The organism is Brevundimonas diminuta (assembly GCF_039673845.1).
Taxonomy (GTDB): domain Bacteria; phylum Pseudomonadota; class Alphaproteobacteria; order Caulobacterales; family Caulobacteraceae; genus Brevundimonas; species Brevundimonas diminuta_E.
The window spans coordinates 44441-64839 of sequence record NZ_JBDJMK010000006.1 but is presented as its reverse complement, the minus strand read 5'-3'; the positions used below and the strand labels follow the sequence as shown (position 1 = coordinate 64839).

At 68.3% G+C, this 20399-nt stretch carries 19 protein-coding genes; 8 read left to right on the top strand and 11 right to left on the bottom strand.

Features of this window, described 5'->3' with window-relative positions; all coding sequences use genetic code 11:
* Positions 1–10: 10 nt before the first annotated feature.
* The 3 genes from ABE454_RS07925 to ABE454_RS07915 form a co-directional block, all read right to left on the bottom strand.
* Positions 11–1429, bottom strand: a complete 1419-nt coding sequence (locus tag ABE454_RS07925; protein WP_346530719.1) for a PepSY-associated TM helix domain-containing protein — start codon at positions 1427–1429, stop codon at positions 11–13.
* The gene (locus ABE454_RS07920) at positions 1429–3498 is read right to left on the bottom strand and encodes a TonB-dependent receptor family protein (RefSeq protein WP_346530718.1); all 2070 of its coding nucleotides are present in this window, start codon (positions 3496–3498) and stop codon (positions 1429–1431) included. Before ABE454_RS07920 ends, ABE454_RS07925 begins: the two co-directional genes overlap by 1 nt.
* 76 nt (positions 3499–3574) lie before the next feature.
* On the bottom strand, positions 3575–3961 hold the full coding sequence (locus ABE454_RS07915) for a DUF2946 family protein (protein WP_138141105.1): 387 nt from the start codon (positions 3959–3961) through the stop codon (positions 3575–3577).
* A 130-nt stretch (positions 3962–4091) separates the two neighbouring features.
* Between ABE454_RS07915 and ABE454_RS07910 the strand changes: the two genes are divergently transcribed.
* The gene (locus tag ABE454_RS07910) at positions 4092–5510 is read left to right on the top strand and encodes a DUF4139 domain-containing protein (RefSeq protein WP_346530717.1); all 1419 of its coding nucleotides are present in this window, start codon (positions 4092–4094) and stop codon (positions 5508–5510) included.
* A gap of 4 nt (positions 5511–5514) precedes the next feature.
* Positions 5515–7125: a DUF4139 domain-containing protein gene (locus ABE454_RS07905; RefSeq protein ID WP_346530715.1), complete on the top strand. Its 1611-nt coding sequence runs from the start codon at positions 5515–5517 to the stop codon at positions 7123–7125.
* 243 nt (positions 7126–7368) lie between these two features.
* On the opposite strand, the gene pth is transcribed toward ABE454_RS07905, so the two are convergent.
* The 4 genes from pth to ABE454_RS07885 all read right to left on the bottom strand — a co-directional run bounded on the left by pth (position 7369) and on the right by ABE454_RS07885 (position 10946).
* Positions 7369–7974, bottom strand: coding sequence for an aminoacyl-tRNA hydrolase (gene pth, locus ABE454_RS07900; protein ID WP_346530714.1), 606 nt, complete (start codon positions 7972–7974; stop codon positions 7369–7371).
* A 109-nt stretch (positions 7975–8083) separates the two neighbouring features.
* Positions 8084–8698, bottom strand: coding sequence for a 50S ribosomal protein L25/general stress protein Ctc (locus ABE454_RS07895; RefSeq protein WP_346530712.1), 615 nt, complete (start codon positions 8696–8698; stop codon positions 8084–8086).
* A 150-nt stretch (positions 8699–8848) separates the two neighbouring features.
* Positions 8849–9901, bottom strand: a complete 1053-nt coding sequence (locus ABE454_RS07890) for a hypothetical protein (protein WP_346530711.1) — start codon at positions 9899–9901, stop codon at positions 8849–8851.
* Between the two features lie 109 nt (positions 9902–10010).
* Positions 10011–10946 (bottom strand): ribose-phosphate pyrophosphokinase, encoded by a 936-nt coding sequence (locus ABE454_RS07885; protein ID WP_346530709.1) that lies wholly within the window; start codon positions 10944–10946, stop codon positions 10011–10013.
* A 212-nt stretch (positions 10947–11158) separates the two neighbouring features.
* Here ABE454_RS07885 and ABE454_RS07880 point away from each other — a divergent pair, with 212 nt between their 5' ends.
* The 3 genes from ABE454_RS07880 to ABE454_RS07870 all read left to right on the top strand — a co-directional run bounded on the left by ABE454_RS07880 (position 11159) and on the right by ABE454_RS07870 (position 14261).
* Complete coding sequence (locus ABE454_RS07880) at positions 11159–12019, top strand: outer membrane protein assembly factor BamD (RefSeq protein WP_346530707.1); 861 nt, start codon at positions 11159–11161, stop codon at positions 12017–12019.
* Between the two features lie 91 nt (positions 12020–12110).
* Positions 12111–13808, top strand: coding sequence for a DNA repair protein RecN (gene recN, locus ABE454_RS07875; protein ID WP_346530706.1), 1698 nt, complete (start codon positions 12111–12113; stop codon positions 13806–13808).
* 147 nt (positions 13809–13955) lie between these two features.
* Positions 13956–14261 (top strand): GIY-YIG nuclease family protein, encoded by a 306-nt coding sequence (locus tag ABE454_RS07870; RefSeq protein WP_346530704.1) that lies wholly within the window; start codon positions 13956–13958, stop codon positions 14259–14261.
* 154 nt (positions 14262–14415) lie between these two features.
* Here the strand turns inward: ABE454_RS07870 and ABE454_RS07865 are convergent, their stop codons facing one another.
* The 4 genes from ABE454_RS07865 to ABE454_RS07850 form a co-directional block, all read right to left on the bottom strand.
* Complete coding sequence (locus tag ABE454_RS07865) at positions 14416–15336, bottom strand: cobalamin biosynthesis protein CbiG (protein ID WP_346530703.1); 921 nt, start codon at positions 15334–15336, stop codon at positions 14416–14418.
* A gap of 73 nt (positions 15337–15409) precedes the next feature.
* On the bottom strand, positions 15410–15952 hold the full coding sequence (locus ABE454_RS07860; protein WP_346530702.1) for a hypothetical protein: 543 nt from the start codon (positions 15950–15952) through the stop codon (positions 15410–15412).
* Between the two features lie 3 nt (positions 15953–15955).
* Positions 15956–16741, bottom strand: coding sequence for an exodeoxyribonuclease III (gene xth, locus ABE454_RS07855; RefSeq protein WP_346530701.1), 786 nt, complete (start codon positions 16739–16741; stop codon positions 15956–15958).
* A 108-nt stretch (positions 16742–16849) separates the two neighbouring features.
* Complete coding sequence (locus ABE454_RS07850; RefSeq protein WP_346530699.1) at positions 16850–17761, bottom strand: hypothetical protein; 912 nt, start codon at positions 17759–17761, stop codon at positions 16850–16852.
* 194 nt (positions 17762–17955) lie between these two features.
* Here ABE454_RS07850 and ABE454_RS07845 point away from each other — a divergent pair, with 194 nt between their 5' ends.
* The 3 genes from ABE454_RS07845 to ABE454_RS07835 are packed head-to-tail and all read left to right on the top strand — an operon-like array spanning position 17956 to position 20363.
* Positions 17956–19029 carry an MBL fold metallo-hydrolase gene (locus ABE454_RS07845; RefSeq protein ID WP_346530698.1) on the top strand — a complete coding sequence of 358 codons (1074 nt, stop codon included), beginning with the start codon at positions 17956–17958 and terminating at the stop codon, positions 19027–19029.
* Positions 19026–19799, top strand: a complete 774-nt coding sequence (locus tag ABE454_RS07840) for an enoyl-CoA hydratase-related protein (protein WP_346530697.1) — start codon at positions 19026–19028, stop codon at positions 19797–19799. Before ABE454_RS07845 ends, ABE454_RS07840 begins: the two co-directional genes overlap by 4 nt.
* Before the next feature lie 51 nt (positions 19800–19850).
* Complete coding sequence (locus ABE454_RS07835; protein ID WP_346530696.1) at positions 19851–20363, top strand: GNAT family N-acetyltransferase; 513 nt, start codon at positions 19851–19853, stop codon at positions 20361–20363.
* Positions 20364–20399 lie beyond the last annotated feature (36 nt).

Below are 20399 nucleotides of genomic sequence, written 5' to 3'. Positions count from 1 at the left end.
AAGCTCCTTATCAAGAGGCTGCGACGGGCTTGGGCCCGGTGAAGGCCCGCACCGCCCGGTCGAGCAGCAGGGCGGCCACGAGGCTCAGTCCCGTCAAGGGATAGAGGATGGACAGGGGGATGACGATGCACAGCACGGCGATTCTTGCGCGCGGGCCGGGCGGCGCGGGCGGAGCGCCCGTGCGGCGGCCCGACAGGCTGGGCGGGCGACGTTTCCACCACATGACCAGACCGCTGATCGCCAGCAGCCACACGGCGATGCAGCCGATCAGCATGACGATGCGGTTGATCCAGCCGTACTGCATCCCCTGGTGGACGGCGATGCCCCATTCAAAGCCCTTGGCCATGACGCCGAACTGATGCCAGCGCAGGTCGGCCTTCACCGCCCCGCTGGCGCCGTCGACATAGAGGCTGCGCGTGTCCTCGACCTTGCGGGTCTGGCGGGCGACCGTCCAGGCCAGGTCGGAGGATTGGGGAATGCTGACGGTGAAGGGGCGGGGCAGGCCCTGTTCACGCGCCGTCTGAAGCACTCGGTTCAGGCTGGGCGCGACGGCGGGGCCCTGTTCATGCCCATGTTCATGGTCGTGTCCATGCGCCGCGTGGTCATCGGCGGGCAGGACGGCGTTCTCCAGCGTCCAGCCGACGCCGGCGGGGGCGTCGTGGGGCTTGGCGTGGCTCCAGGGGCTGGCGGCGGCGGGCGCGGGCGGACGACCCAGACCCGTGTCGCGCATGACGCCCATGAACCGATCGCCCCAGACGGCCGACCAGGGCATACCCGTGACCGCAAGGAAGATGATCACCCCGCCGACATAGAAGCCGGTCAGGGCGTGAACGTCGCGCCAGAAGGGGCGGCGTCCGGCGTCCGTCTCACGCGGCCTCAGCACGGCGCCGGTGCGCCGGCGAGGCCACCACAGGTAGAGGCCGGTGGCGCACAGGATGATGGCCCAGCCCGCGACGATCTCGACCAGAATGTTCAGCGCCGTGCCGACCGGCCCGCCGAACAGGGTCAGGGAGTGCAGCTTCTTGATCGTCTCGGTCACGCCGCCATAGGCGGTGACGCCGGTGACAGCGGCCGTGTGCGGATCGACGAAGACGGTGCGCTGGGCGCCGTCGGGGCGGTCGACCTGAACGCGCACGGCCTGATCGGCGCGCGCGGGGATCAGGACGTTGGCTGCCCGGCCTTCGCCCGCGCGGGCAGCGGCGGCCAGCCACTGATCTGGATCGGCCTGCCGGGCGCCCGCCGGAACCTCGATCATGGAGCGATAGACGGCGTGGTCGATCTCGTCCTTGAACAGATAGAGGCCGCCCGTCAGCGTCAGCAGCATCAGGAACGGCATCACCAGCACCCCGGCGTAGAAGTGCCAGCGCCAGACGGCCCGATAGGCGTCGGATATCAGGCCTGTCGCCCGGTTTTTGACAGCGCCGCTCATCAGTAGGCCAACCGCAGGCCGACGAAGACCGAACGGCCCTCGCCGGGGAAGAAGACGTCCGTATACGCCGTTGCGGCGTCGGTGACGGCGGCGAACTCGCCGACGTAGCGCTTGTCGGTCAGGTTGCGCGCGTCGATGTAGACCGAGGTGTTGGCGTTGATGTTGAAGCCGCCGGTCAGGCCCAGCACGGCGTAGTCCGGCGCCTTCAGGGTGTTGGCGTAGTCGACATAGGGGCTGGATATCCGCCACTCGACCGACGGGGTGACGAAGACGCCGGTCGGATGGCGCCAGGTCAGTTCGGCCCGGTACTGATGCTGCGGCACGACCGGCAGGCGGTTGTCGCCCCAACGCGCATCGCCGTCGAAGCGGAAGTCGCTCCAGTTATAGACCTGACGCAGCATCAGCGACCCGTCCGCCAGTCCGACGGGCAGGGTCCAGTCCAGCCCGGCCTCGATCCCCTGGTGGATGGTCTTCTTGGCGTTGAAGGTGGCGGCGGGGATGCCGGGGCCGGTGATGAAGTCCAGCATCTCGCCCTCGATCCGGCTGCGATAGGCGACCAGATCCCAGGCCAGCGGGCCGTGACGGCCGCGCGTGCCGATCTCGCCGGTCCAGGCGTCCTGAGCATCGACCGGGGTGAAGCCGGCCACCGGGTATTGCACCAGGGCGCCATAGGTCGGCGGCTCGACCGAACGGGTCAGGTTGGCGAAGACCTGTGCGCCGTTTTCCGCTTCCCACAACAGGCCCATGCGCGGCGAGAACCACTCATAATCGCGGCTGGCGTCGTTGGCCGGGGTCAGGCGGTCCAGATAGTCGCGCGTGGCGCGCCCCCACGAGCCGCCCGCGACCAGGGCCAGCTGGTCGGTGACGAACAGCCGCCCCTCGGCGAAGACGTCCAGCCCGGAGGCGTCCTGACGCGCATCGGCGGTCTTGGCGCCGCGCAGCCCGGCAAGGTTCACATAGCGCAGGGCCTCGACCTCGCCCTCGCGCCATGAAAAGCCGTAGAAGGCGTCGGCGCGCAGGCCGCCGACATGGCCGGTCCAGTCGATGCGGGCGAAGGCACCGTGCGTCGTGGTGTCCTGATCCATCACCTGGAAAATCGGGTGATACATCGATGTCTTCCAGCCCCAGATCGCCCCCTCGAACAAGGTTGACTCGTTGAAGCGCCAGCGGGTCTGGAGCGTCAGCCGCTTGACCGTCAGATCGCGGGCCTGATTGCCGGTCAGGGCGTCGTTCGAGGCGATGCGCGGGGTGTTCAGCGCCTCTTCCAGTGTCAGGGAGCCGGGCATGTCCTGCTTGATGTCGGCGGCCTGGGCGATCAGGCGCACCTCGCGGTCCTCGCCGAACGAGCGGCCCGCATTGACGGTCAGGCGCCCTTGCGACTGTTTGCTGTGGTCGCGCCAGCCGTCGCCCTGCATGGCGGTGGCGGCGGCGTAGATATCCCAGTCGCCATAGGTTTCTGCCACGGCGCCGTGGGCGCGCACGAAGCCGTTGCTGCCGCCCTCGACCTGCATCAGGGCGCGCTGGTCCGCCGTGCGGCCGGTCGGGGTGACGAGGTTGATCGCCCCGCCCAGCTGGGCGCCGCCGAAGCGCAGGGTGTTGGCGCCCTTCCACACCTCGACATAGCGGGCGCTGAGGGAATCGACGCTCTGGAAGTCGGAAAATCCGTCAGCGTCGGCGAAGGGCACGCCGTCCTGGGCGAACAGGACGCCGCGCTGGTGAAAGCCCTGGGCGATGCCCGAGCCGCGGATCGACAGACGGCTTTCCTCGCCGAACCGCTTTTGCGCCAGCACGCCGGGGACGTTGCGCAGGGTGTCGGAAAAGCCCTGCACGAAGCGGTCGGAATAGCTTTCGGCCGACACCACGGCGACGGCGCCGGGGGTGCGGCTGAGACGGTCGCGCGCCTCGGCCACGACGGTCGGGTCTTCGGCGTTGCGGCGGCCGGTGACGATGATGCTGTCGACGATGGTGGGGCTGTCAGCAGCCGGCAGGCTGTCGGCGTAAGCAAGGGCGGGCGCCAGACAGGCGCCGATCAGCAGGGCGCAAGGCGCCGCAGCGGTCTTGAGAGACATGGAGATGAAATCCTGAAAACAGAGGCAGGGCCGCGCAGGCCTTCAAGCAGGCGCGCGGCGTCGATCAGTCTGGTTTTCAGGCGTGGGGCGGGGCGCGCGACGGCGGGCGCGGCGGGGCGCGGGCCGGGGGCGGCGGGCTGGCGATGAAGGGAGCGTAGACGACGGCCTGCGTCAGGCGAACGACCGGCGCTGGTTCCGGCGCGGCGGGCGCGGGCAGGGCGGCCAGCAGCGGCATGACGCAGGCGGCGCATTTGGCGCCCATCTCGGCTTTGATCGGGCCATCGACGCCGCCGGACTGGATGGTCTGGGGACCATCGGCCGAGCAGATGACGATGGGCTGGCCGGGCGTGGAAGCTGCCAGCGCCGCGAACGGCATCAGGCTGCCGATCACGATGGCGAACGTCGCGGCCAGGAAGGCCAGCGAGCGCCAGGTCGACCAGTTTTCTGCCTGAGAGCGGGTCACGATACAGGCCCCTTAAACCTTACCACGCAGGGAAGCCAGACCGCACGGGGCGACCGAGGGTCGCGCGCCGCCTCGACAATGTCGCTTTTTCCGTGCCAGCGTGGGGGTCGGACACTTATCGAGGATACGCATGATCCGCGCTATCGGACCCTTCGCCCTGGCCCTGCTTTTCGCGGCGCCGGCCGCTGCCCAACAGGTAGAGGAGGGGCCGGGCGGTCCCGATCGCGTCTCCCTGACGGTCTATAATCAGAACATCGCCCTGGTGGAGGATGTGCGGAACCTGAACGTGCCCGCCGGGCGCTCGCGTCAGGAGTTTCCGGGCGTTTCGGCCAGCATCCGGCCCGAGACGGTCGGCCTGTCGGGGCGCGGCCTGTCGGTGGTCGAGCAGAACTTCGACTATGATCTGCTGACGCCGGGCAAGCTGATGGAAAGCGCCGTCGGCAATGAGATCGGCATCGTCCGCACCAACCCCGGATCGGGCGCCCAGTCGACCGAGCGCGCTCGCGTGCTGGCGGCGAATCAGGGCGTGGTGCTGCAGATCGGCAACCGCATCGAGGTGCTGCGCGATGACGGGGTGCCGACGCGCGTCATCTTCGATCAGGTGCCGCAGAACCTGCGCCCGCGCCCGACGCTCAGCGTCACCCTGGACGCCGAAGGGGCGGGGCGGCGCGAGACGACCCTGTCCTATCTGACCAGCGGTCTGACGTGGAAGGCCGACTATGTCGCCCGTTTCGACGAGAAGGCGGGCAAGCTGGACCTGAACGGCTGGGTCACGCTGACCAACAATTCGGGCGCGACCTTCAGCAACGCCCAGACGCGGGTGGTGGCGGGCGACGTCAATCTGATCGGCAATCAGGGCGGCTATAATCCGCGCCCGCCGGTCCGGGGCGGCGGCCCGCTGCGAGGCAACGGGACCCAGTCGGGCGGGCAGGGCGCGCTGGCCGACGTCTATGTCTATCCGCTGCCCGAGGCCGTGACGGTCGCCAACAACCAGACCAAGCAGGTCGGCCTGATCGACGCGGCGGGCGTGCCCGCGACCAAGCGCTATCTGCGGGTCATCGACGGCTTCTACAGCGCCGAGGAACCGGTCGCGGCTGAGGTCGGCGTCATCTTCGCCAATGGATCGGGGAACGCGGCGCGCGCCCTGCCTGCCGGGGTGATCCGCGTCTATGTGAAGGATGAGGCGGGCGAGCCGCGCTTCATCGGCGAAAGCCAGGTCGACCACTCGCCCGCCGGGTCCGAGATCGTGGTGACGACCGGCGACGCCTTCGATGTGACGGTGCAGCCGCGTCTGGTCTCGTCCGAGCGTGTTTCCAAGCGGTTGGTCGACTATTTCCGCACCCGCTATGCGATGGAATACACGGTCCGCAACGCCCGGCACGAGCCGGTGACAGTCGAGGTGCGCCAGCGCGGTCTGGGCCGCGACACGGAACTGACGGACCAGAGCATCACGGGCGAGATGCGTGACGCGCGCACCGTCGTCTGGCGCGTGCCCGTGCCCGCCAACGGCGAGACCAAGCTGACCGCGACCATCACCACGGGCGGCTGATCCCATGCGCCGTCTTCTGGCGATCACCACTGCGCTGAGCCTGCTGGCGCCCATGGTCTGGGCCCCCGCGGCCTGGGCCCAGACGGAAAGCGTGTCCGCGCGTCCTGACGGGGCGACGGTGGTGATCTATCGCGACCGGCCCGTCGATACCGTCGCCCTGATGGAGCAGTCGCGCCAGTCGTGGAGCCGACTGGACCGTCAGGGACTGGCCCTGATCGTCGAGACGCGCACGGTCGATCTTCCGGCGGGCGAGGGCATCGTCCGTTTTCGCGGACTGGCCACCGGCGTCGTGCCGCAGAGCGCGGTGCTGGAGGGCCTGCCCGCCCATGTGATCGAGCGCAACGCCGACTTCGACCTGTTGTCCCCCGCCAGCCTGATGGCGAAGTCGGTGGGCGAGGTGGTGCGGGTCGTTCGCACCAATCCCGCGACCGGCGAACAGGTCGAGAAGGCCGCCGTCATCCGTGCGGGCGCTCAAGGAACGGTGCTGGAGATCGACGGCCGGTTCGAGGCGCTGGACTGTTCGGGCCAGACCGAGCGGGTCGTGTTCGACCGCATCCCTGAAGGGCTGGGCGACCAGCCGACCCTGTCGGTGCGCACGCGCGCCGAACGGGCGGGGCGGCACACGGTGACGCTGGCCTATCTGACGACAGGGTTGCAGTGGTCGGCCGACTATGTGGCGAGGCTGGACCCGACGGACGGGACGCTGGACCTGACCGGCTGGCTGACGCTGGCCAACTTCGGCGGCACGGGTTTCCCGGACGCGCCGGTGCAGGTGGTGGCGGGCACGCTGCGGAAGGACGCAGGCACCAGACCGGTTGAGCCGCTGGTCCGCTATCAGCAGAACGAATGCTGGCCGCAGGGGACGACGACGCTGGGGTCGGGCCAGGTCGCTGGCTATGGCGATGGGCCTCCGCCGGCGCCGCCGAGGCCGATGGTGATGGAGGCCGCTGGTGTCGTCGTGACCGCCAGTCGAATGGCGGGCGCTCCGAAGCTGGCTGAACAGGGCGAGCTGGGCGACTACAAGATCTACACCCTGCCCGAGCCGACGACGGTGGCGGCGCGCCAGACCAAGCAGGTGCGCTTTCTGGAGCGCGAAGGCGTGGCCTATGAAAGGGTCTATCGCGCCGGGGTGCTGAATCCGGACGAAGAGGCGCGCCCTACGGCCATCGTCATGAAGCTGCGTAATGAGGCGCGCGCAGGATTGGGCGTGGCCATGCCCGGCGGTTCGGTGGCGGTGATGCAGCCGGACGGGGCGGGCGGCTTGCTGCTGGCTGGTCAGGACCGATTTGAAGACAAGGGCGTGGGGTTGCCGGTGCGGCTGGCCTTCGGCGAATCGCCGGACGTGCGGGTGCAGACGCGGCTGGTGAAATCGGACAGCGCGACGCGCGGCGCCGTCACGACCGAGCGCACCGAGGTCGAGACCACGATCACCAATGCGCGCTCGGAGCCGGTGACCGTCGAACTGGTCGCCGACGCCGCCATGCACCGCGGCTTCCGCATCCGCAGCCAGTCGGTGCGCAGCCGGGTGGACGACACCGGCTATCCGGTCTGGACGCTGAGCGTGCCGGCGAATGGCGCGGCGACCCTGAAGGCGGCGTGGACGACGACGGATTGATCGACCCTCTCCCGATGGGAGAGGGCTTGAGCCTCCAGGAGCGCAGCGACTGGAACAGGCGAAAGGGTGAGGGTTCCCGGTCGGATCACCCAGACGCCCCAGGTCGGTCGATTGCGGAGTCGCTTTCGAGAGGGACAACAACAGTTACGGCTGTCGCCGACTGCATCGGTGAACCCTCACCCTTTCGCGCAGCCGCTCGCCTTCGGCTCTCGGGCGCTCAAGCCCTCTCCCATCGGGAGAGGGTTATTCGCCTTTGGCCGCCTGCCGCGGGCTGAACTTCGGCGCTGGAGCAAGGCGCATGACTTCGCCCTGATAGCGTTCGTCGTCGCCGTTCACCGCGAAGGGCAGGGCGTCGGCGCAGGCCTGCAGCATGGCGTCCAGCCACGGCCTGTCGGCCTTGTGGAAGTCGCCCAGGACGTGGTGCATGACCAGTTGCGGCTCTCCGGGGTGACCGACGCCCATGCGGGCGCGGCGGAAGTCGGCGCCCAGGTGGCTGATCAGGCTGCGCACGCCGTTCTGACCCGCTGCGCCGCCGCCCTTCTTCATGCGGAAGCGGCCGGGGGCGAGGTCGATCTCGTCGTGGAAGACGATGACGTGCTCGGGCTTCACCTTGTAGAAGCGCGCCGCCTCGCCGACGGCACGGCCGCTCTCGTTCATATAGGTCTGGGGCTTCATCAGCAGGATCTTGGTCCCCTCGACCTCGCCGTCGGCGACGATCGACTGGAACTTGGCGCGCGCAGGGCCGAAGCGCCAGCGGCTGGCGATCTCGTCCACGGCCATGAAGCCGATGTTGTGGCGGTTCTTTTCGTATTTGGCGCCGGGGTTGCCCAGGCCTGCGATGATGATCATGCGGTTCTCATGCCCCGTGCGTCAGGCAAAGAAAAGCCCCGCCGGGCGAACCGGGCGGGGCTGATTTCCTGATCCCCTCAAGCCGCGCAGGGCGAGCGGGGAAGAACCATCAGGCTTCGGCTTCGGCCTCGGCCGTGGTGTCGCCGGCGTCCGACTGGCCAGCGGCCGAGTTCTTGATCGCGGCGATCATGAAGTCGCGGTCGGTGATGGTGGGCGCAGCGCCTTCCGGCAGCTGGATGTCCGAGATGCGGATGTTCTCGCCGATTTCACGGCCCTTCAGGTCGACGACCAGTTCAGCCGGGATACGGTCGGCGCGGACCAGGATCTCGACCGTGTGGCGCACGACTTCCAGCATGCCGCCCTGACGGGTGTAGGGGGCTTCGTCGGCGTTGACGAAGGCGACCGGGATTTCGATCTTGATCTCTTCCTTGGCGCCGACGCGCATCAGGTCGAAGTGCAGCGGACGGTCGGTGACCGGATCGAACTGGATGTCCTTGGCGATGACCGGCTGCGATTCCTTGCCGTGCTTCAGGGTCACCAGGTGACCGATCAGCTTGCCGGTGTACAGCGACTTGCGGAACTCACGCTCGTTCACGGAGATGGCCACCGGGGCCTTGTCGCCGCCGTACAGCACGCCGGGGACAGCGCCTTCGCGACGCGCGGCGCGGGCGCCGCCGGTGCCCACGTTCTCGCGGACATCAACGTTCAGAATGATCTCGGCCATCGGGCTCGCCTTCAATACAAGTAAACGCCTGCGCGGAACCGGGTCCCGCGCGGCGGGGTCATGAACCCTTCGAATTCAAGAGCGCGGGCTATTACACGGAACACGGGGCGGACGCAACCGCCCCGGCTCGGCCCGCAGCGATATTCAGCCTCAGCCGTTGGGGGCGACCGCCGCCGAAGAATGGTTTTCCGCCTGAGCCATCGGCGTGGGCGCGGGCAGCGTCACGGTGATGGCGGGCATGGGGCCGGTATACTGGGCCGTGCACTGGGACATGTCGCGCACGATGTGGCGTCCGGCGCAGAAGATGTCCTCATAGTTCGGCTTGGCCGCCGCCAGACACTGGAACAGCATCAGCTTGGACATGTTCAGGCAGAATTCGTTGTTTGATTCGGACGTCAGGGCGTCGGTGTTGGCCTTGGCTTCTTCACCGGCCGCGCCCAGCGCCGCCAGGGCCGCAATGGCCAGGGAGTTGACCACGGCGGGGGTGAAGGGCGCGCCGCGCTGGGCGGCGGTCAGGTTCAGGCCCGTGCCGTTGTGCGCGGCGGCGAACAGGCGGGCGCTGTCCTCGGCCGAGGGCAGGCGCGGCGAGGCGGATAGGCTCTTGGCGCCTTCCAGACGGCCATCGCGGTCGGCGACCGGCTGGGTGGCCCAGCGACGGCGCGGGTCCTGGCGGCCCTGGATGGTGTAGGCGTCGTTTTCGACCGCGTCGGCCAGCGCCAGCATGGAGGCGGCGTCCTGACCCATGGTGTTGGCGATCAGGCCCGCCGCGGCGTCGGCGCCGGGCAGGGTGGCGGCATAGGCCGGGTCAGCGACGATGCGAGCCACCATCTGCTGACGCTGTTCGGGATCGGCGGCGAACTGGCGCACCCCGGCGACATATTCAGGCGACTGCAGGGCCAGGATGGCGCCATAGGCGATCATGCCGCGCGACAGCTGGGCGGCCTCGACCGCCGCGCCCTTGCGAACGGCGGCCTGAATGGATTCGGCGTCGGGGAAGTCGGCGCGAATCGAATTCACCTCGCGCACGAAGGCGACATAGACGGAGGCGGCCTCGGCGACGCTCTGGTTCAGGGCCAGAACGGGCGGCGGAGGCGGCGGGGGAGGCGGCGGCGCTTCCGGTTCAGGCGTCGAACAGCTGGCCAGGACAGCAGCAGCGGCGACAGCGGCGACAGAGAGGCCGCGGCGCAAGAAGGCCTGGGGCATCGGCGATCTTCCCTTGATAAAAGCGATACGCACAAAGCGCGGCGACGCGCAGCATGGCGCGCCTCCGCATCGTAGTCCTTATATCGTCGAGAAAATGGTTAGCCGAACCTTAATCGAAGAGTTTTGAGACAGACTCTTCGTTGGCGATGCGCCGGATCGCCTCGCCCATCAGCGGCGCGACGGAGACGCGGCGAATCTTCGGGCAGTTCAAAACTTCGTCAGGCTGTTCGATGGAGTCGGTGATCACCAGCTCCTTCAGCGGGCCGTTGGTGACGCGGTCGACGGCCGGGCCGGACAGGACGCCGTGGCTGATGTAGGCCGAAACCTCGGTCGCGCCGCGGTCGATCAGCGCCTTGGCGGCGTTGACCAGGGTGCCGCCCGAATCAACGATGTCGTCGAACAGGATGCAGCGGCGACCTTCGACGTCGCCGATGATGTTCATGACTTCGCTTTCGCCCGCCTTGGGGCGGCGCTTGTCGACGATGGCGAGGTCCGCGTTCAGGCGGCTGGCCAGCGAGCGGGCGCGCACCACGCCGCCGACGTCGGGCGAGACGATCATCAGATCATCGCCCTTCGGATAGTGATCCTTGATGTCCTGCGCCAGCACTGGCGTGGCCACCAGATTGTCGGTGGGAATGTCGAAAAAGCCCTGAATCTGGCCCGCGTGCAGGTCCATCGTCAGGACGCGGTCGGCGCCCGCGCGGGTGATCAGATTGGCGACCAGCTTGGCCGAGATCGGCGTGCGGCCGCCGGTCTTGCGGTCCTGACGGGCGTATCCGAAGTAGGGCATGACGGCCGTGATGCGACGGGCCGAGGCGCGCACCAGCGCGTCGGTCATGATCAGCATTTCCATCAGGTTGTCGTTGGCCGGATAGGAGGTCGACTGGATGATGAAGACATCCTCGCCGCGGACGTTTTCCTCGACGACGGCGAACACCTCATTGTCGGCGAAGCGTTTCACCTGGGCCTTGGTCAGCGGCATGTCCAGGTGGGCCGCAATGGCCTGGGCCAAACTCCGGTTCGAATTGCCTGCGAGCAGCTTCATTGACCGGTCATCCTTTCGCCGTCATCGCCCCGCCAATACTCGCGGATGCGTTTCTGGACGCGCTCTCTAGGCGGCGAACGGGGCGGCGTCCAGCCGTGTTCCGGCCGTATCTGCGATTTCACCTGATTGGCTTGGGCGCAGGCGCTGTTATAGAGGACGCATCCTGCTAACGAGGGCGCGTCCATGCGTGTCCGCGTCCCGAAGGCATCTTGATGAGGTCGCCCTTGCCCGCTTCGAAGTCTCGTACCGGCCTGACCCTTTTGACGGTCGCCGTCGCGGCCCTGTCCCTGTCCGCCTGCGCGGGCAACAAGCCGCGCCAGAAGCTGGCCTATGAGGAGCGCCCGGTCGAGGCCCTCTACAACACCGGCTATCAGCGCCTGCAGTCCAAGCGCTGGATGGACGCCGTCGACTATTTCCAGGAGGTGGAGCGTCAGCACCCCTATTCGGAATGGGCGCGTCGGGCGATCCTGATGCAGGTCTACGCCTTCTATCAGAACAACAACTATCAGGACGCGATCGCGGCGGCCGACCGCTTCATCGCCCTGTTCCCCGGCAATCCGTCGGCCGGCTACGCCTTTTACATGAAGGCCGTCTGCAACTTTGAGCAGATCGTCGATGTGGGCCGGGACCAGGGCTATGCCGAGGCCGCGCTGGCGGGTCTGCGCGATGTGGTGCGTCGCTATCCGGGCTCGACCTACGCCACCGACGCGCGGGTCAAGATCGACATGGTCAACGACCAGCTGGCGGGCAAGGAAATGACCGTCGGCCGCTATTATCAGCGAGCCAACCAGCCGCTGGGGGCGCTGAACCGCTACAAGACCGTGGTGAACAATCAGGACTTCCAGCGCACCTCGCACGTGCCCGAGGCCCTGTATCGTCTGGTCGAGGTCAATCTGAGCCTGGGCCTGCCTGAAGAGGCGACCCGCAACGCCGCCGTTCTGGGCCACAACTATCCGGGCAGCGCCTGGTATGCCGAGGCCTACGCCCTGCTGCGCGAGCGCGGCGAGAACCCGGGGATTGAGCCCGAGGCCAAGCGCGAATCCTGGCTGAAGCGCCTGATCCCCGGCGGCTGATCCAAATGCTGGATGGAAGGGGGCGAATAAGACGCTGCGTTCCCCTTCTGTTTCCGGCTAAGGTGTGGCGAAACATCGAATCAGATCGCCCATGCTGACCACCCTGTCGATCCGCGACATCGTCCTTGTCGACGCCCTGGACCTTGAGGTCGAGGACGGGCTGACCGTGCTGACCGGCGAGACGGGGGCGGGCAAGTCCATCATCCTCGACGCGCTGGGACTGGCGCTGGGCGCGCGTTCAGACGCCGGACTGGTGCGGAATGGCGCCAAACAGGCCTCGGCCACGGCCGTCTTCACGGCGCCGGATGACGAAACCCTGATCGCCCTGCTGTCCGAGCGCGGGTTTGAAGTCGCGCCGGGCGAGGAGCTGATCCTGCGCCGGGTGGTCTCGGCCGACGGCCGCAGCCGCGCCTATGTCAACGACCAGCCCGCCGGGGTGACGGCCCTGCGCGAGATCGGCGCCTTGCTGGTCGAGGTGCATGGCCAGCATGAGACGGTCGGCCTGCTGGACTGGAAAACGCACCGGGCGCTGTTGGACAACTACGGCGGATTGCAGCCGCAACTGTCGGGCGTGGCCGGGGCGGCCGAGCGGCTGAAGGCGGCGCAGGCGCATCTGGATGAGCTGGAGGCGTCGGCCGCCGAGGCTGCGGCCAGGGCCGAGGAGATCGCGCTGAATCTGGCCGATCTCGACGCTCTGGACCCCAGGCCGGACGAAGAAACGGAACTGGCGGGCGAGCGGGCCATCCTTGGCGCCGCGGAGAAGGCGGTGGCCGATCTGGCCGATGCGCGCAATCTGCTGGGCGGGGACAAGCTGAGCCAGCGTCTGGCCTCGGCCCTGCGCGCGGTGGAGCACGCGCGCCAGCGGGCGGTGCAGGCGGGCGCCGAGGGCGACAACCCCATCATCGTCAAACTGGCGCTGGCGGCCGAAGCGGTGGACCGCGCCCTGGTCGAGGCGACCGAGGCCGTGGCCTGCGTCGACGCCGCCGCCGACGCCTTCGACTTCGAGCCGGGCCGTCTAGACAAGGCGGAGGAGCGGCTGTTCGCCCTGCGCGCCGCCGCTCGCAAGCTGAACACGACGGTCGAAGCCCTGCCGGCGCTGCGCGTGCGTCTGCGTGAGCAACTGCGCCTGATCGAGGACGGCGAGGAAGCCCTGACCAAGGCCCGTCGCGACGTCGCCGCCGCGATCGAGGCCTATGATGTGGCGGCCCTGCTGCTGACCTCGGCGCGCGAGGCGGCGGGGGACCGGCTGGTCGCCGCCGTCATGGACGAGCTTGGCCCGTTAAAACTGGAGCGCGCTCGTTTCCGCGTGACGCTGGAGCCGGTCGAGGGGCGTCGCGGCCCGCTGGGCGTCGAGACGGTGCGGTTCGAGGTGGCGACCAACGCCGGTACCGCCTTCGGCCCGCTGGATACGGTGGCTTCGGGCGGGGAATTGGCGCGCTTCGCCCTGGCGATGAAGGCGGCGCTGGCCAGTCGCGAGGACCAGCGCCAGCCGGTCATGATCTTCGACGAGGTGGACCAGGGCGTCGGCGGCGCCGTGGCCGAGGCCGTGGGCGGACGCCTGCAACGCCTGTCACGCGGCGCGCAGGTGCTGGTCGTGACCCACAGCCCGCAGGTCGCGGCGCGCGGCCACGCCCACTGGAAGGTCCGCAAGGCCGACGTCGAGGGCCATACCCGCACCTCCATCGACGTGCTGGAGGAAGGCCCGCGTCAGGAAGAGATCGCGCGGATGCTGTCCGGCGCTGAGATCACAGATGAAGCGCGCGCGGCGGCGCGGGTGCTGATCGGCTGACCTGATAGCCGCTCATCCCGCAGGTTGGGATTCAGATGGCGTGACGGGGCGGTGGACTGTGCAAGCGGGATTGCGCCCGTGGAACCCAGGTAAGCGTCTTGTGATCTGGATCCCGGCCTTCGCCGGGATCAGCGAAGGAGGGGCGGCATGCGCGACGACGGCACGGAGGGATTCTGGGTCTATATCGTCGCCAATCGACGCAACGGTGCGATTTACACCGGCCATACTGATAATCTTGGGCGTCGCATTCATGAACACGCTGAAGGTCTGCTGCCCGGATTTACGCGCGACTACGGCTGCAAGACTTTGGTCTGGGCCGAATGGCATGAGACGCGAGAAAGCGCATTCCGCCGCGAGCGCGCGATCAAGGAATGGCGGCGATCATGGAAGCTGCGTTTGATTGAAGAGCGCAATCCGACCTGGCGCGACATGCTGGCCGATTACCTGACCTAACGACCCATTTCCGCTCATCCCGGCGAAGGCCGGGATCCAGATGACTTAGCGTCGCCGCTAGCCAAGAGGGCGGGATTGCGCCTTCACGATAAGGCCGCCAGTCTTACAATCAGGATCTCGGCCTTCGCCGGGATGAGCGGTTGGAGAGGGGGCATCACACCCCCAGTATCCAGCCTTCTTCACCCTCGACCTGGGCGATCAGGGCGTCGTCCGCGCTGGCGGGCGGGGCGAAGGCTTTTTGCAGGTCGCCGGCGTCGTCCATGCGGGCGAAGGCTTCGGCGGCGGCGCGGACCTGGGCCTGGGTCTTGTATTCCTTGACGCCCTCGGCGTTCACGCCGCGCTTGGCTTCATAGAGGGCGGGCCAGACTTCGACGACGACGGCCGACAGCGGCTCGATGTCGGCCTCGGTCAGTTCGCGCCAGCCGGTGCCGAACGGCCAGACGGCCGCCGAGGCGCCCAGAGTGTCCAGCAGGCGACGCAGCATGGGCACGCCGACCAGGGTCAGGCCGCCGATCGCGCCCGCGCCGTGCATCTGCCATACGCTCTTGGGCGGCAGCTTGTCCTTGCGCGCGGCCAGTTCGGTGGCGCGGAACTCGGGGATGTCGGCGCCGGCGCCTTCGGGCGGCTTGGTCGTGGTCAGCCAGCGCTGGGCCTGGCTGGCGGGCGCGCCCCAGAAGGGCCAGGGCTCGTCCGTCATCAGGCGGTTCATCTTGGCCGCGACCTGATAGCGGTTGTTCGAATTGTCGGCCTTGTCGACGATGTTGGCGGTCAGGAACTTGCCCATGGCGTCCCACGGACGGCCGTCCAGCTTCAGCCGCGCGGCGGTTCCAGTCGGGAAGCCGAAGTCGAAGTCGAAGCCCACCAGGACGCGGTCGCCGCGCTTGCGGTGTTCGGCCAGCAGGTCGGTGATCAGCTTTTCGCCCTCGGCGCGCGTGGCGACGTTGTGCGTCTCGGCATAGAGGCGGAAGCGCACGTCGCGCTTGGCGATGCCGATCCACAGGGTCTGTTCGCCCAGCTTCTTGCCCTCGGCGGCGGTCCAGTTGGCGATGATGTAGGCGTCGAAAAGGCGGGCCACGGGGGCTCCTGAAGAAAGAAGCAAAAGCAGGACGAGGGGTTCTAGCCGCCCGGACTCAAGCCGTGAAGGGCGATCAGCGTTGCATCAGGGCTTCTACGTGCGACAACCAGCGGCGCCCCAGCCGCAGGCCCTCGCCCGGGGAACGGGCGCCGCTGGTCTTTTCGGCCTCTGAGGCGGGGGCGTTGCGCGTGCCGTTCCACAGGGCCAGCTCAAACTCGGCGTTGTGCGGGTCGCTGAAGATCAGCCGCAGCACGACCAGTTCTGCGTCGGGCGCGTCCAGATCGATCTCCTTGCGCAACTGGCCGCGCAGGACGCGGGCGACGACGTGGCCGTCGACGATGATCTCGGCGCCGAGTACTTCCTCGAAGGCGTAGACCAGCCCCATGGCGCCGCGGTTCCACAGCACGACGAGCTGGCCGCCGTCGAGGTCCAGCCCGGCGGCGCGGCCTTCATGGGCGGACAGGGCCACGGTGTCGGCCGGGGCCCCCAGCGCCTTCTTCATCGCCCGCCGCAGTCGCCGCTCGGACTCCATCCACCAGGAAAACAGCAACACGCCGGTGGTCAGGAAGGCGGCGATCAGGGCGATCAGCAGAATGGCCCTGAACGTGTCGCCCATGGATCAGGCCTCCAGATCCAGATCGACCACGACGGGGACGTGATCGCTGGGCTTTTCCATGTCGCGGGCGTCGCGGTGCGTTTCGATGGCGCGGAAGCGGTCGGCGGCCTGGGGCGACAGCAGGGCGAAGTCGATGCGGATGCCGTGGTCCCGCTGCCAGGCGCCCGCCTGATAGTCCCAGAAGGTGAAGGTTCCGGCCGGTTCGCGGCCCAGTTCGTGAGAATCGGCCAGACCCAGCCATTTCAGCGCGCGGAAGGCCTCGCGGCTTTCGGGCTGGAACAGGGCGTCGTCGGTCCAGGCGGCGGGGTTCCTGGCGTCCTCGGCCTCGGGGATGACGTTGTAGTCGCCGCACAGGGCCAGCGGCTCTTCCAGCGCCAGCAGTTCGCGCGCGTGGTTCTGGAGGCGCTGGAACCAGGCCAGCTTATAGGGGAATTTTTCGGTGCCCAGCGGATTGCCGTTGGGCAGGTAGATGGAGGCGACGCGGATCGGGCGGGGGGCCTCGATCAGGGCCTCCAGGTAGCGGGCCTGTTCGTCCGTATCGTCGCCGGGCAGGCCGCGTCGCACGTCCGACATCGGGTATTTCGAGAGCAGGGCGACGCCGTTGTAGCTCTTCTGGCCGTGCGTCTCGACGTTGTAGCCCAGGTCTTCGAAGGCCTCGCGCGGGAATTTCTCGTCCACGCATTTGATCTCCTGGAAGCAGGCGACGTCGGGGTTGGCGGCCTGAATCCACTCCAGCACCGTCGGCAGGCGGGCGTTGACCGAGTTCACGTTCCAGGTGGCGATGCGCATGGGACGCAAGGCTAAGGTGAGCCGCCTCGTTCGGGAAGAGGGGCGCGCAAAACAAAGACGCCGCCGGATCGCTCCGGCGGCGTCTGAAACCTCAGGCTGAAAGCGGGATCAGCTGTTCGGCTCGGTCGAGGACAGCTTGCAGCCGCCGCCGACCTGTTGGGCGACCGAGCAGGCGTAGACCTGCTGGACGGCCTGGGCCGTGTCGAAGCGGACGATCATGCCCTCGGCGCCGTTGCAGACGGCTTCATAGAAGGAGCCGTTGGCGTTCTTGCCCATGTAGCGGGCCTGGGTCACGTCGCAGGCGGCGGCTTCCGAACCAGCCAGCCAGCCCTTCAGCGTCGCGGCCTGCTCGGCCGGGGTGGTGAAGCGGCAGGTCGAGTTGGCCGAGACCAGCTCCATGCACGAGGCGACTTCCCAGCCCGAGGCGCCCTTGTTGATCTGGGCGCCGTCGACGCCCGCGCAACCGATCTCATAGACCACGGCGCCGCCCGGCTTGGCGCCGATGACCGCGCCCTGATCGACGGTGCATTTCAGGCCGGCTTCCTGTGCGAAGGCGGTGAAGACGGCCATGGCGTTGTCGTTGGCGGGCAGGGTGCACTGCGAGCCGACGTCGGCTTCCGGATCACGGGCGCGCGTCTGCTCGGCCGAGGCGGCCAGCACCAGACAGTCGGTGGCCTGCGGCGGGGTCGAGGTCAGCAGCAGGTAGCCGGGGCCGGTCGCGCAGGAGACTTCGTAGAGCGACTCCTTGCTGGCGGACTGACCCAGCAGCTTCGATTCGGTGATCTGGCAGTTGGTGTTGGTGGCGGTCAGAACGCCCTGGGCGGCGGCCTGGACCTGCTCGGGCGTGGGGGCCTGAGCGGCGCGGGGTTGGCGTTGTTGTTGACGTCGGCCCAGACGGCCCGCAGAAGCGCGCTCTCCGGCGCGCTGTTCGTTCAGCGGATCCTGTTCATTGCCGCCAGGGCCCAGCGGAGCTGCGCCTGATTGGATTTGGGCGACGCTCAACGAAGGCGTGAGGGTCATGAGCGCCAGGGCGGCTGCTACGACGACCATGCGGCTACGGGTAGGGAAGGTCACAAAACTGCTCCGGGCCTCAAAAAGGATAACGCAGCCTTGGCGGCGTCTTCGGCTGTGGTCAAGCGCAAGTGCGCCTTAGATGCTGGACGATCGCCTCATGTTCCGCTTATCTGCACGACAGTTTTGATTGGAGACGGACCTTGGCGGATGGCGATACCCTGACAGGTTCCCGGACGGAACGCGGCCTGACTTATCCCTTCGAGGCCGTGCCTGCGGCGGGCGAGGCGATCGCGGTCGCGCGCGGCGTGCTGTGGCTGCGCCTGCCGCTGCCGATGGCGCTGAACCACATCAATCTCTACGCCATCGAGGATGGCGAGGGTTGGGCCGTTATCGACGCCGGGCTGGCGACGGAGGTATCGCGCGAGGGCTGGACGACGGCGCTGGCGGAGGTGCTGGGCGGGCGGCCGGTGACGCGCGTCATCTGCACCCATATGCACCCGGACCACATCGGGCTGGCGGGCTGGCTGTGCGAGCGGTTCGGCGCGCCGCTGCTGATGTCGCGGACGGAATATGTGACGGCGCGGATGCTGATCGGCGATGAGGCGATGGGGCCGCCGCCGGGGGGCGAGGCCTTTTATCGAGCGGCGGGCTGGTCGGACGAACAGGTGGCGCGCTGGCGCGACGGCTATGGCGGTTTCGGCCGCATGGTTCAGGACTTTCCGCGCGACTATCGCCGGGTGCAGGAGGACGATGTCCTGAGCATCGGCGGCGATGACTGGCGCGTGGTGGTTGGCGAGGGGCATAGCCCCGAACACGTCTGCCTGTGGCGCGAGAAGGACGGCGTCTTCATCGCGGGCGATCAGATTCTGCCGCGCATTTCGTCCAACGTCTCGATCTGGCCGACGGAGCCGCAGGCGGATCCGCTGGGCGACTGGCTGCGGTCGCTGGCGGCGCTGAAGGACCGGCTGCCGGACGATCTGCTGGTGCTGCCGTCGCATGGAGAGCCGTTTTATGGCGTGACCCTGCGGCTGGAGGCGCTGATCCGCGGGCATGAGGTGGCGCTGAAACGGCTGGAGAAGACGCTGCGGACGCGGTGCCGGGCCGTGGACGTGTTTGGCGCCCTGTTCGCGCGGCCGGTGGGCGACGCCGTGCTGGGCATGGCGACCGGCGAGGCGCTGGCGCACCTCAACTATCTCGAACGCCAGGGACGGATCCGCCGCGAGCGGGACGGAGAAGGCGTGGACTGGTGGAGCCTTTTGGAGACAGGCCAATGAGCGAACATATCCGGACCCATCTGGAAGACGGCGTCCTGACGGTCGTCTTCGACCGCGCTGACAAGAAGAACGCGATCACGCAGGCCATGTATGCGGCGCTGGCCGACGCGACGGAGAAGGCCAAGGCCGACGACGCCGTGCGCGTCATCCTGTTCCGCAGCGAGGGTGATTCCTTCTCGGCGGGCAATGACATCGCCGACTTCATCGCCATCGGCCAGACTGAGGGCGATCTGGTCGAAATGGGCGTGTTCCGCTTCCTGAAGGCGCTGGCCGAACTGGACAAGCCCGCCGTGGCGGCGGCGCGCGGCCGGGCGGTGGGCATCGGCCTGACGTTGCTTCTGCACTGCGACATGGTTGTGGTGGCCGAGGACGCCCTGCTGTCGGTGCCCTTCGTCAATCTGGCGCTGGCGCCGGAGGCGGCGTCTTCGCTGCTGCTGCCGGCCGTTCTGGGGCATCAGCGGGCGTTTGAACTGTTCGCCCTGGGCGAGGCGATCGACGGCAGGACGGCGCTGTCCTGGGGCCTGGCCAACCGCGCGGTTCCGGCCGATCAGGTCGACGCGACGGCGGCCGATCTGGCGGCCGCGCTGGCGGCGCGCGCGCCCAACTCCATCCGCAAGACCAAGGCCCTGATGCGGAACACCGAGAAGCTGTGGACGGTGATGCAGCTGGAAGCCAAGGCGTTTGGCTCGCAGATGCGCAGCCCCGAGGCGATGGAGGCCTTCATGGCCTTCAGCCAGAAGCGCGCGCCGGATTTCTCGAAACAGGGCTGATGTCGCGAAATCGCGATTGATTCGAGGGGCGCGGGGGACTACGGGCCGCGCATGAACCCCGCGCCCGCCTCCGCCCTTTCAGACGACCCGCAGATGGCGGGGGCGATCACGCGTGAGACGACGGCGGATTCGGCGGCCGTCGACGCCCTGGTCATCGCGGCCTTCGGCCCCGGCCGCTTCGCCAAGACGGCCGAGCGGCTGCGCGAGCGGGCGCCGCTGGCGGCGGGTTTCTGCCTGTATGAAGGCGGGCGTCTGATCGGGTCGGTGCGGCTGTGGTCGATCATGACGGGCGAGGCGCGGTCGGTCTTTCTGGGGCCGATCGCCGTGGACAAGTCCAGCCGCAGCACCGGACTGGGCGGCGAACTGGTCCGGGCCTGCATTGCAGAGGCGAAGGCGCTGGGGCTGGACGGGGTCCTGCTGGTCGGCGATCCGCCCTATTTCTCGCGCTTCGGGTTTGAGGCGGCGCCGGACGCCCTGCTGCCGGGGCCGGTGGATCAGCGCCGGGTGATGTGGCTGCCCTTCACCGCAGCGGCGCCGGTCGGAGCGGTTCACCCCGACGTCTGAGCCGGACGCGGCCTTCCTTTGCGGGGCGACGCATCC

What these genes read in the sequence shown, in the direction of transcription:
- ABE454_RS07890 (WP_346530711.1), bottom strand. Translation starts at nt 9,901, where the DNA reads ATGCCCCAGGCCTTCTTGCGCCGCGGCCTCTCTGTCGCCGCTGTCGCC.
- ABE454_RS07880 (WP_346530707.1), top strand. Translation starts at nt 11,159, where the DNA reads ATGAGGTCGCCCTTGCCCGCTTCGAAGTCTCGTACCGGCCTGACCCTT.
- ABE454_RS07905 (WP_346530715.1), top strand. Translation starts at nt 5,515, where the DNA reads ATGCGCCGTCTTCTGGCGATCACCACTGCGCTGAGCCTGCTGGCGCCC.
- ABE454_RS07870 (WP_346530704.1), top strand. Translation starts at nt 13,956, where the DNA reads ATGCGCGACGACGGCACGGAGGGATTCTGGGTCTATATCGTCGCCAAT.
- xth (WP_346530701.1), bottom strand. Translation starts at nt 16,741, where the DNA reads ATGCGCATCGCCACCTGGAACGTGAACTCGGTCAACGCCCGCCTGCCG.
- ABE454_RS07920 (WP_346530718.1), bottom strand. Translation starts at nt 3,498, where the DNA reads ATGTCTCTCAAGACCGCTGCGGCGCCTTGCGCCCTGCTGATCGGCGCC.
- recN (WP_346530706.1), top strand. Translation starts at nt 12,111, where the DNA reads ATGCTGACCACCCTGTCGATCCGCGACATCGTCCTTGTCGACGCCCTG.
- ABE454_RS07895 (WP_346530712.1), bottom strand. Translation starts at nt 8,698, where the DNA reads ATGGCCGAGATCATTCTGAACGTTGATGTCCGCGAGAACGTGGGCACC.
- ABE454_RS07840 (WP_346530697.1), top strand. Translation starts at nt 19,026, where the DNA reads ATGAGCGAACATATCCGGACCCATCTGGAAGACGGCGTCCTGACGGTC.
- ABE454_RS07850 (WP_346530699.1), bottom strand. Translation starts at nt 17,761, where the DNA reads ATGACCCTCACGCCTTCGTTGAGCGTCGCCCAAATCCAATCAGGCGCA.
- ABE454_RS07910 (WP_346530717.1), top strand. Translation starts at nt 4,092, where the DNA reads ATGATCCGCGCTATCGGACCCTTCGCCCTGGCCCTGCTTTTCGCGGCG.
- ABE454_RS07860 (WP_346530702.1), bottom strand. Translation starts at nt 15,952, where the DNA reads ATGGGCGACACGTTCAGGGCCATTCTGCTGATCGCCCTGATCGCCGCC.
- ABE454_RS07925 (WP_346530719.1), bottom strand. Translation starts at nt 1,429, where the DNA reads ATGAGCGGCGCTGTCAAAAACCGGGCGACAGGCCTGATATCCGACGCC.
- pth (WP_346530714.1), bottom strand. Translation starts at nt 7,974, where the DNA reads ATGATCATCATCGCAGGCCTGGGCAACCCCGGCGCCAAATACGAAAAG.
- ABE454_RS07835 (WP_346530696.1), top strand. Translation starts at nt 19,851, where the DNA reads ATGAACCCCGCGCCCGCCTCCGCCCTTTCAGACGACCCGCAGATGGCG.
- ABE454_RS07885 (WP_346530709.1), bottom strand. Translation starts at nt 10,946, where the DNA reads ATGAAGCTGCTCGCAGGCAATTCGAACCGGAGTTTGGCCCAGGCCATT.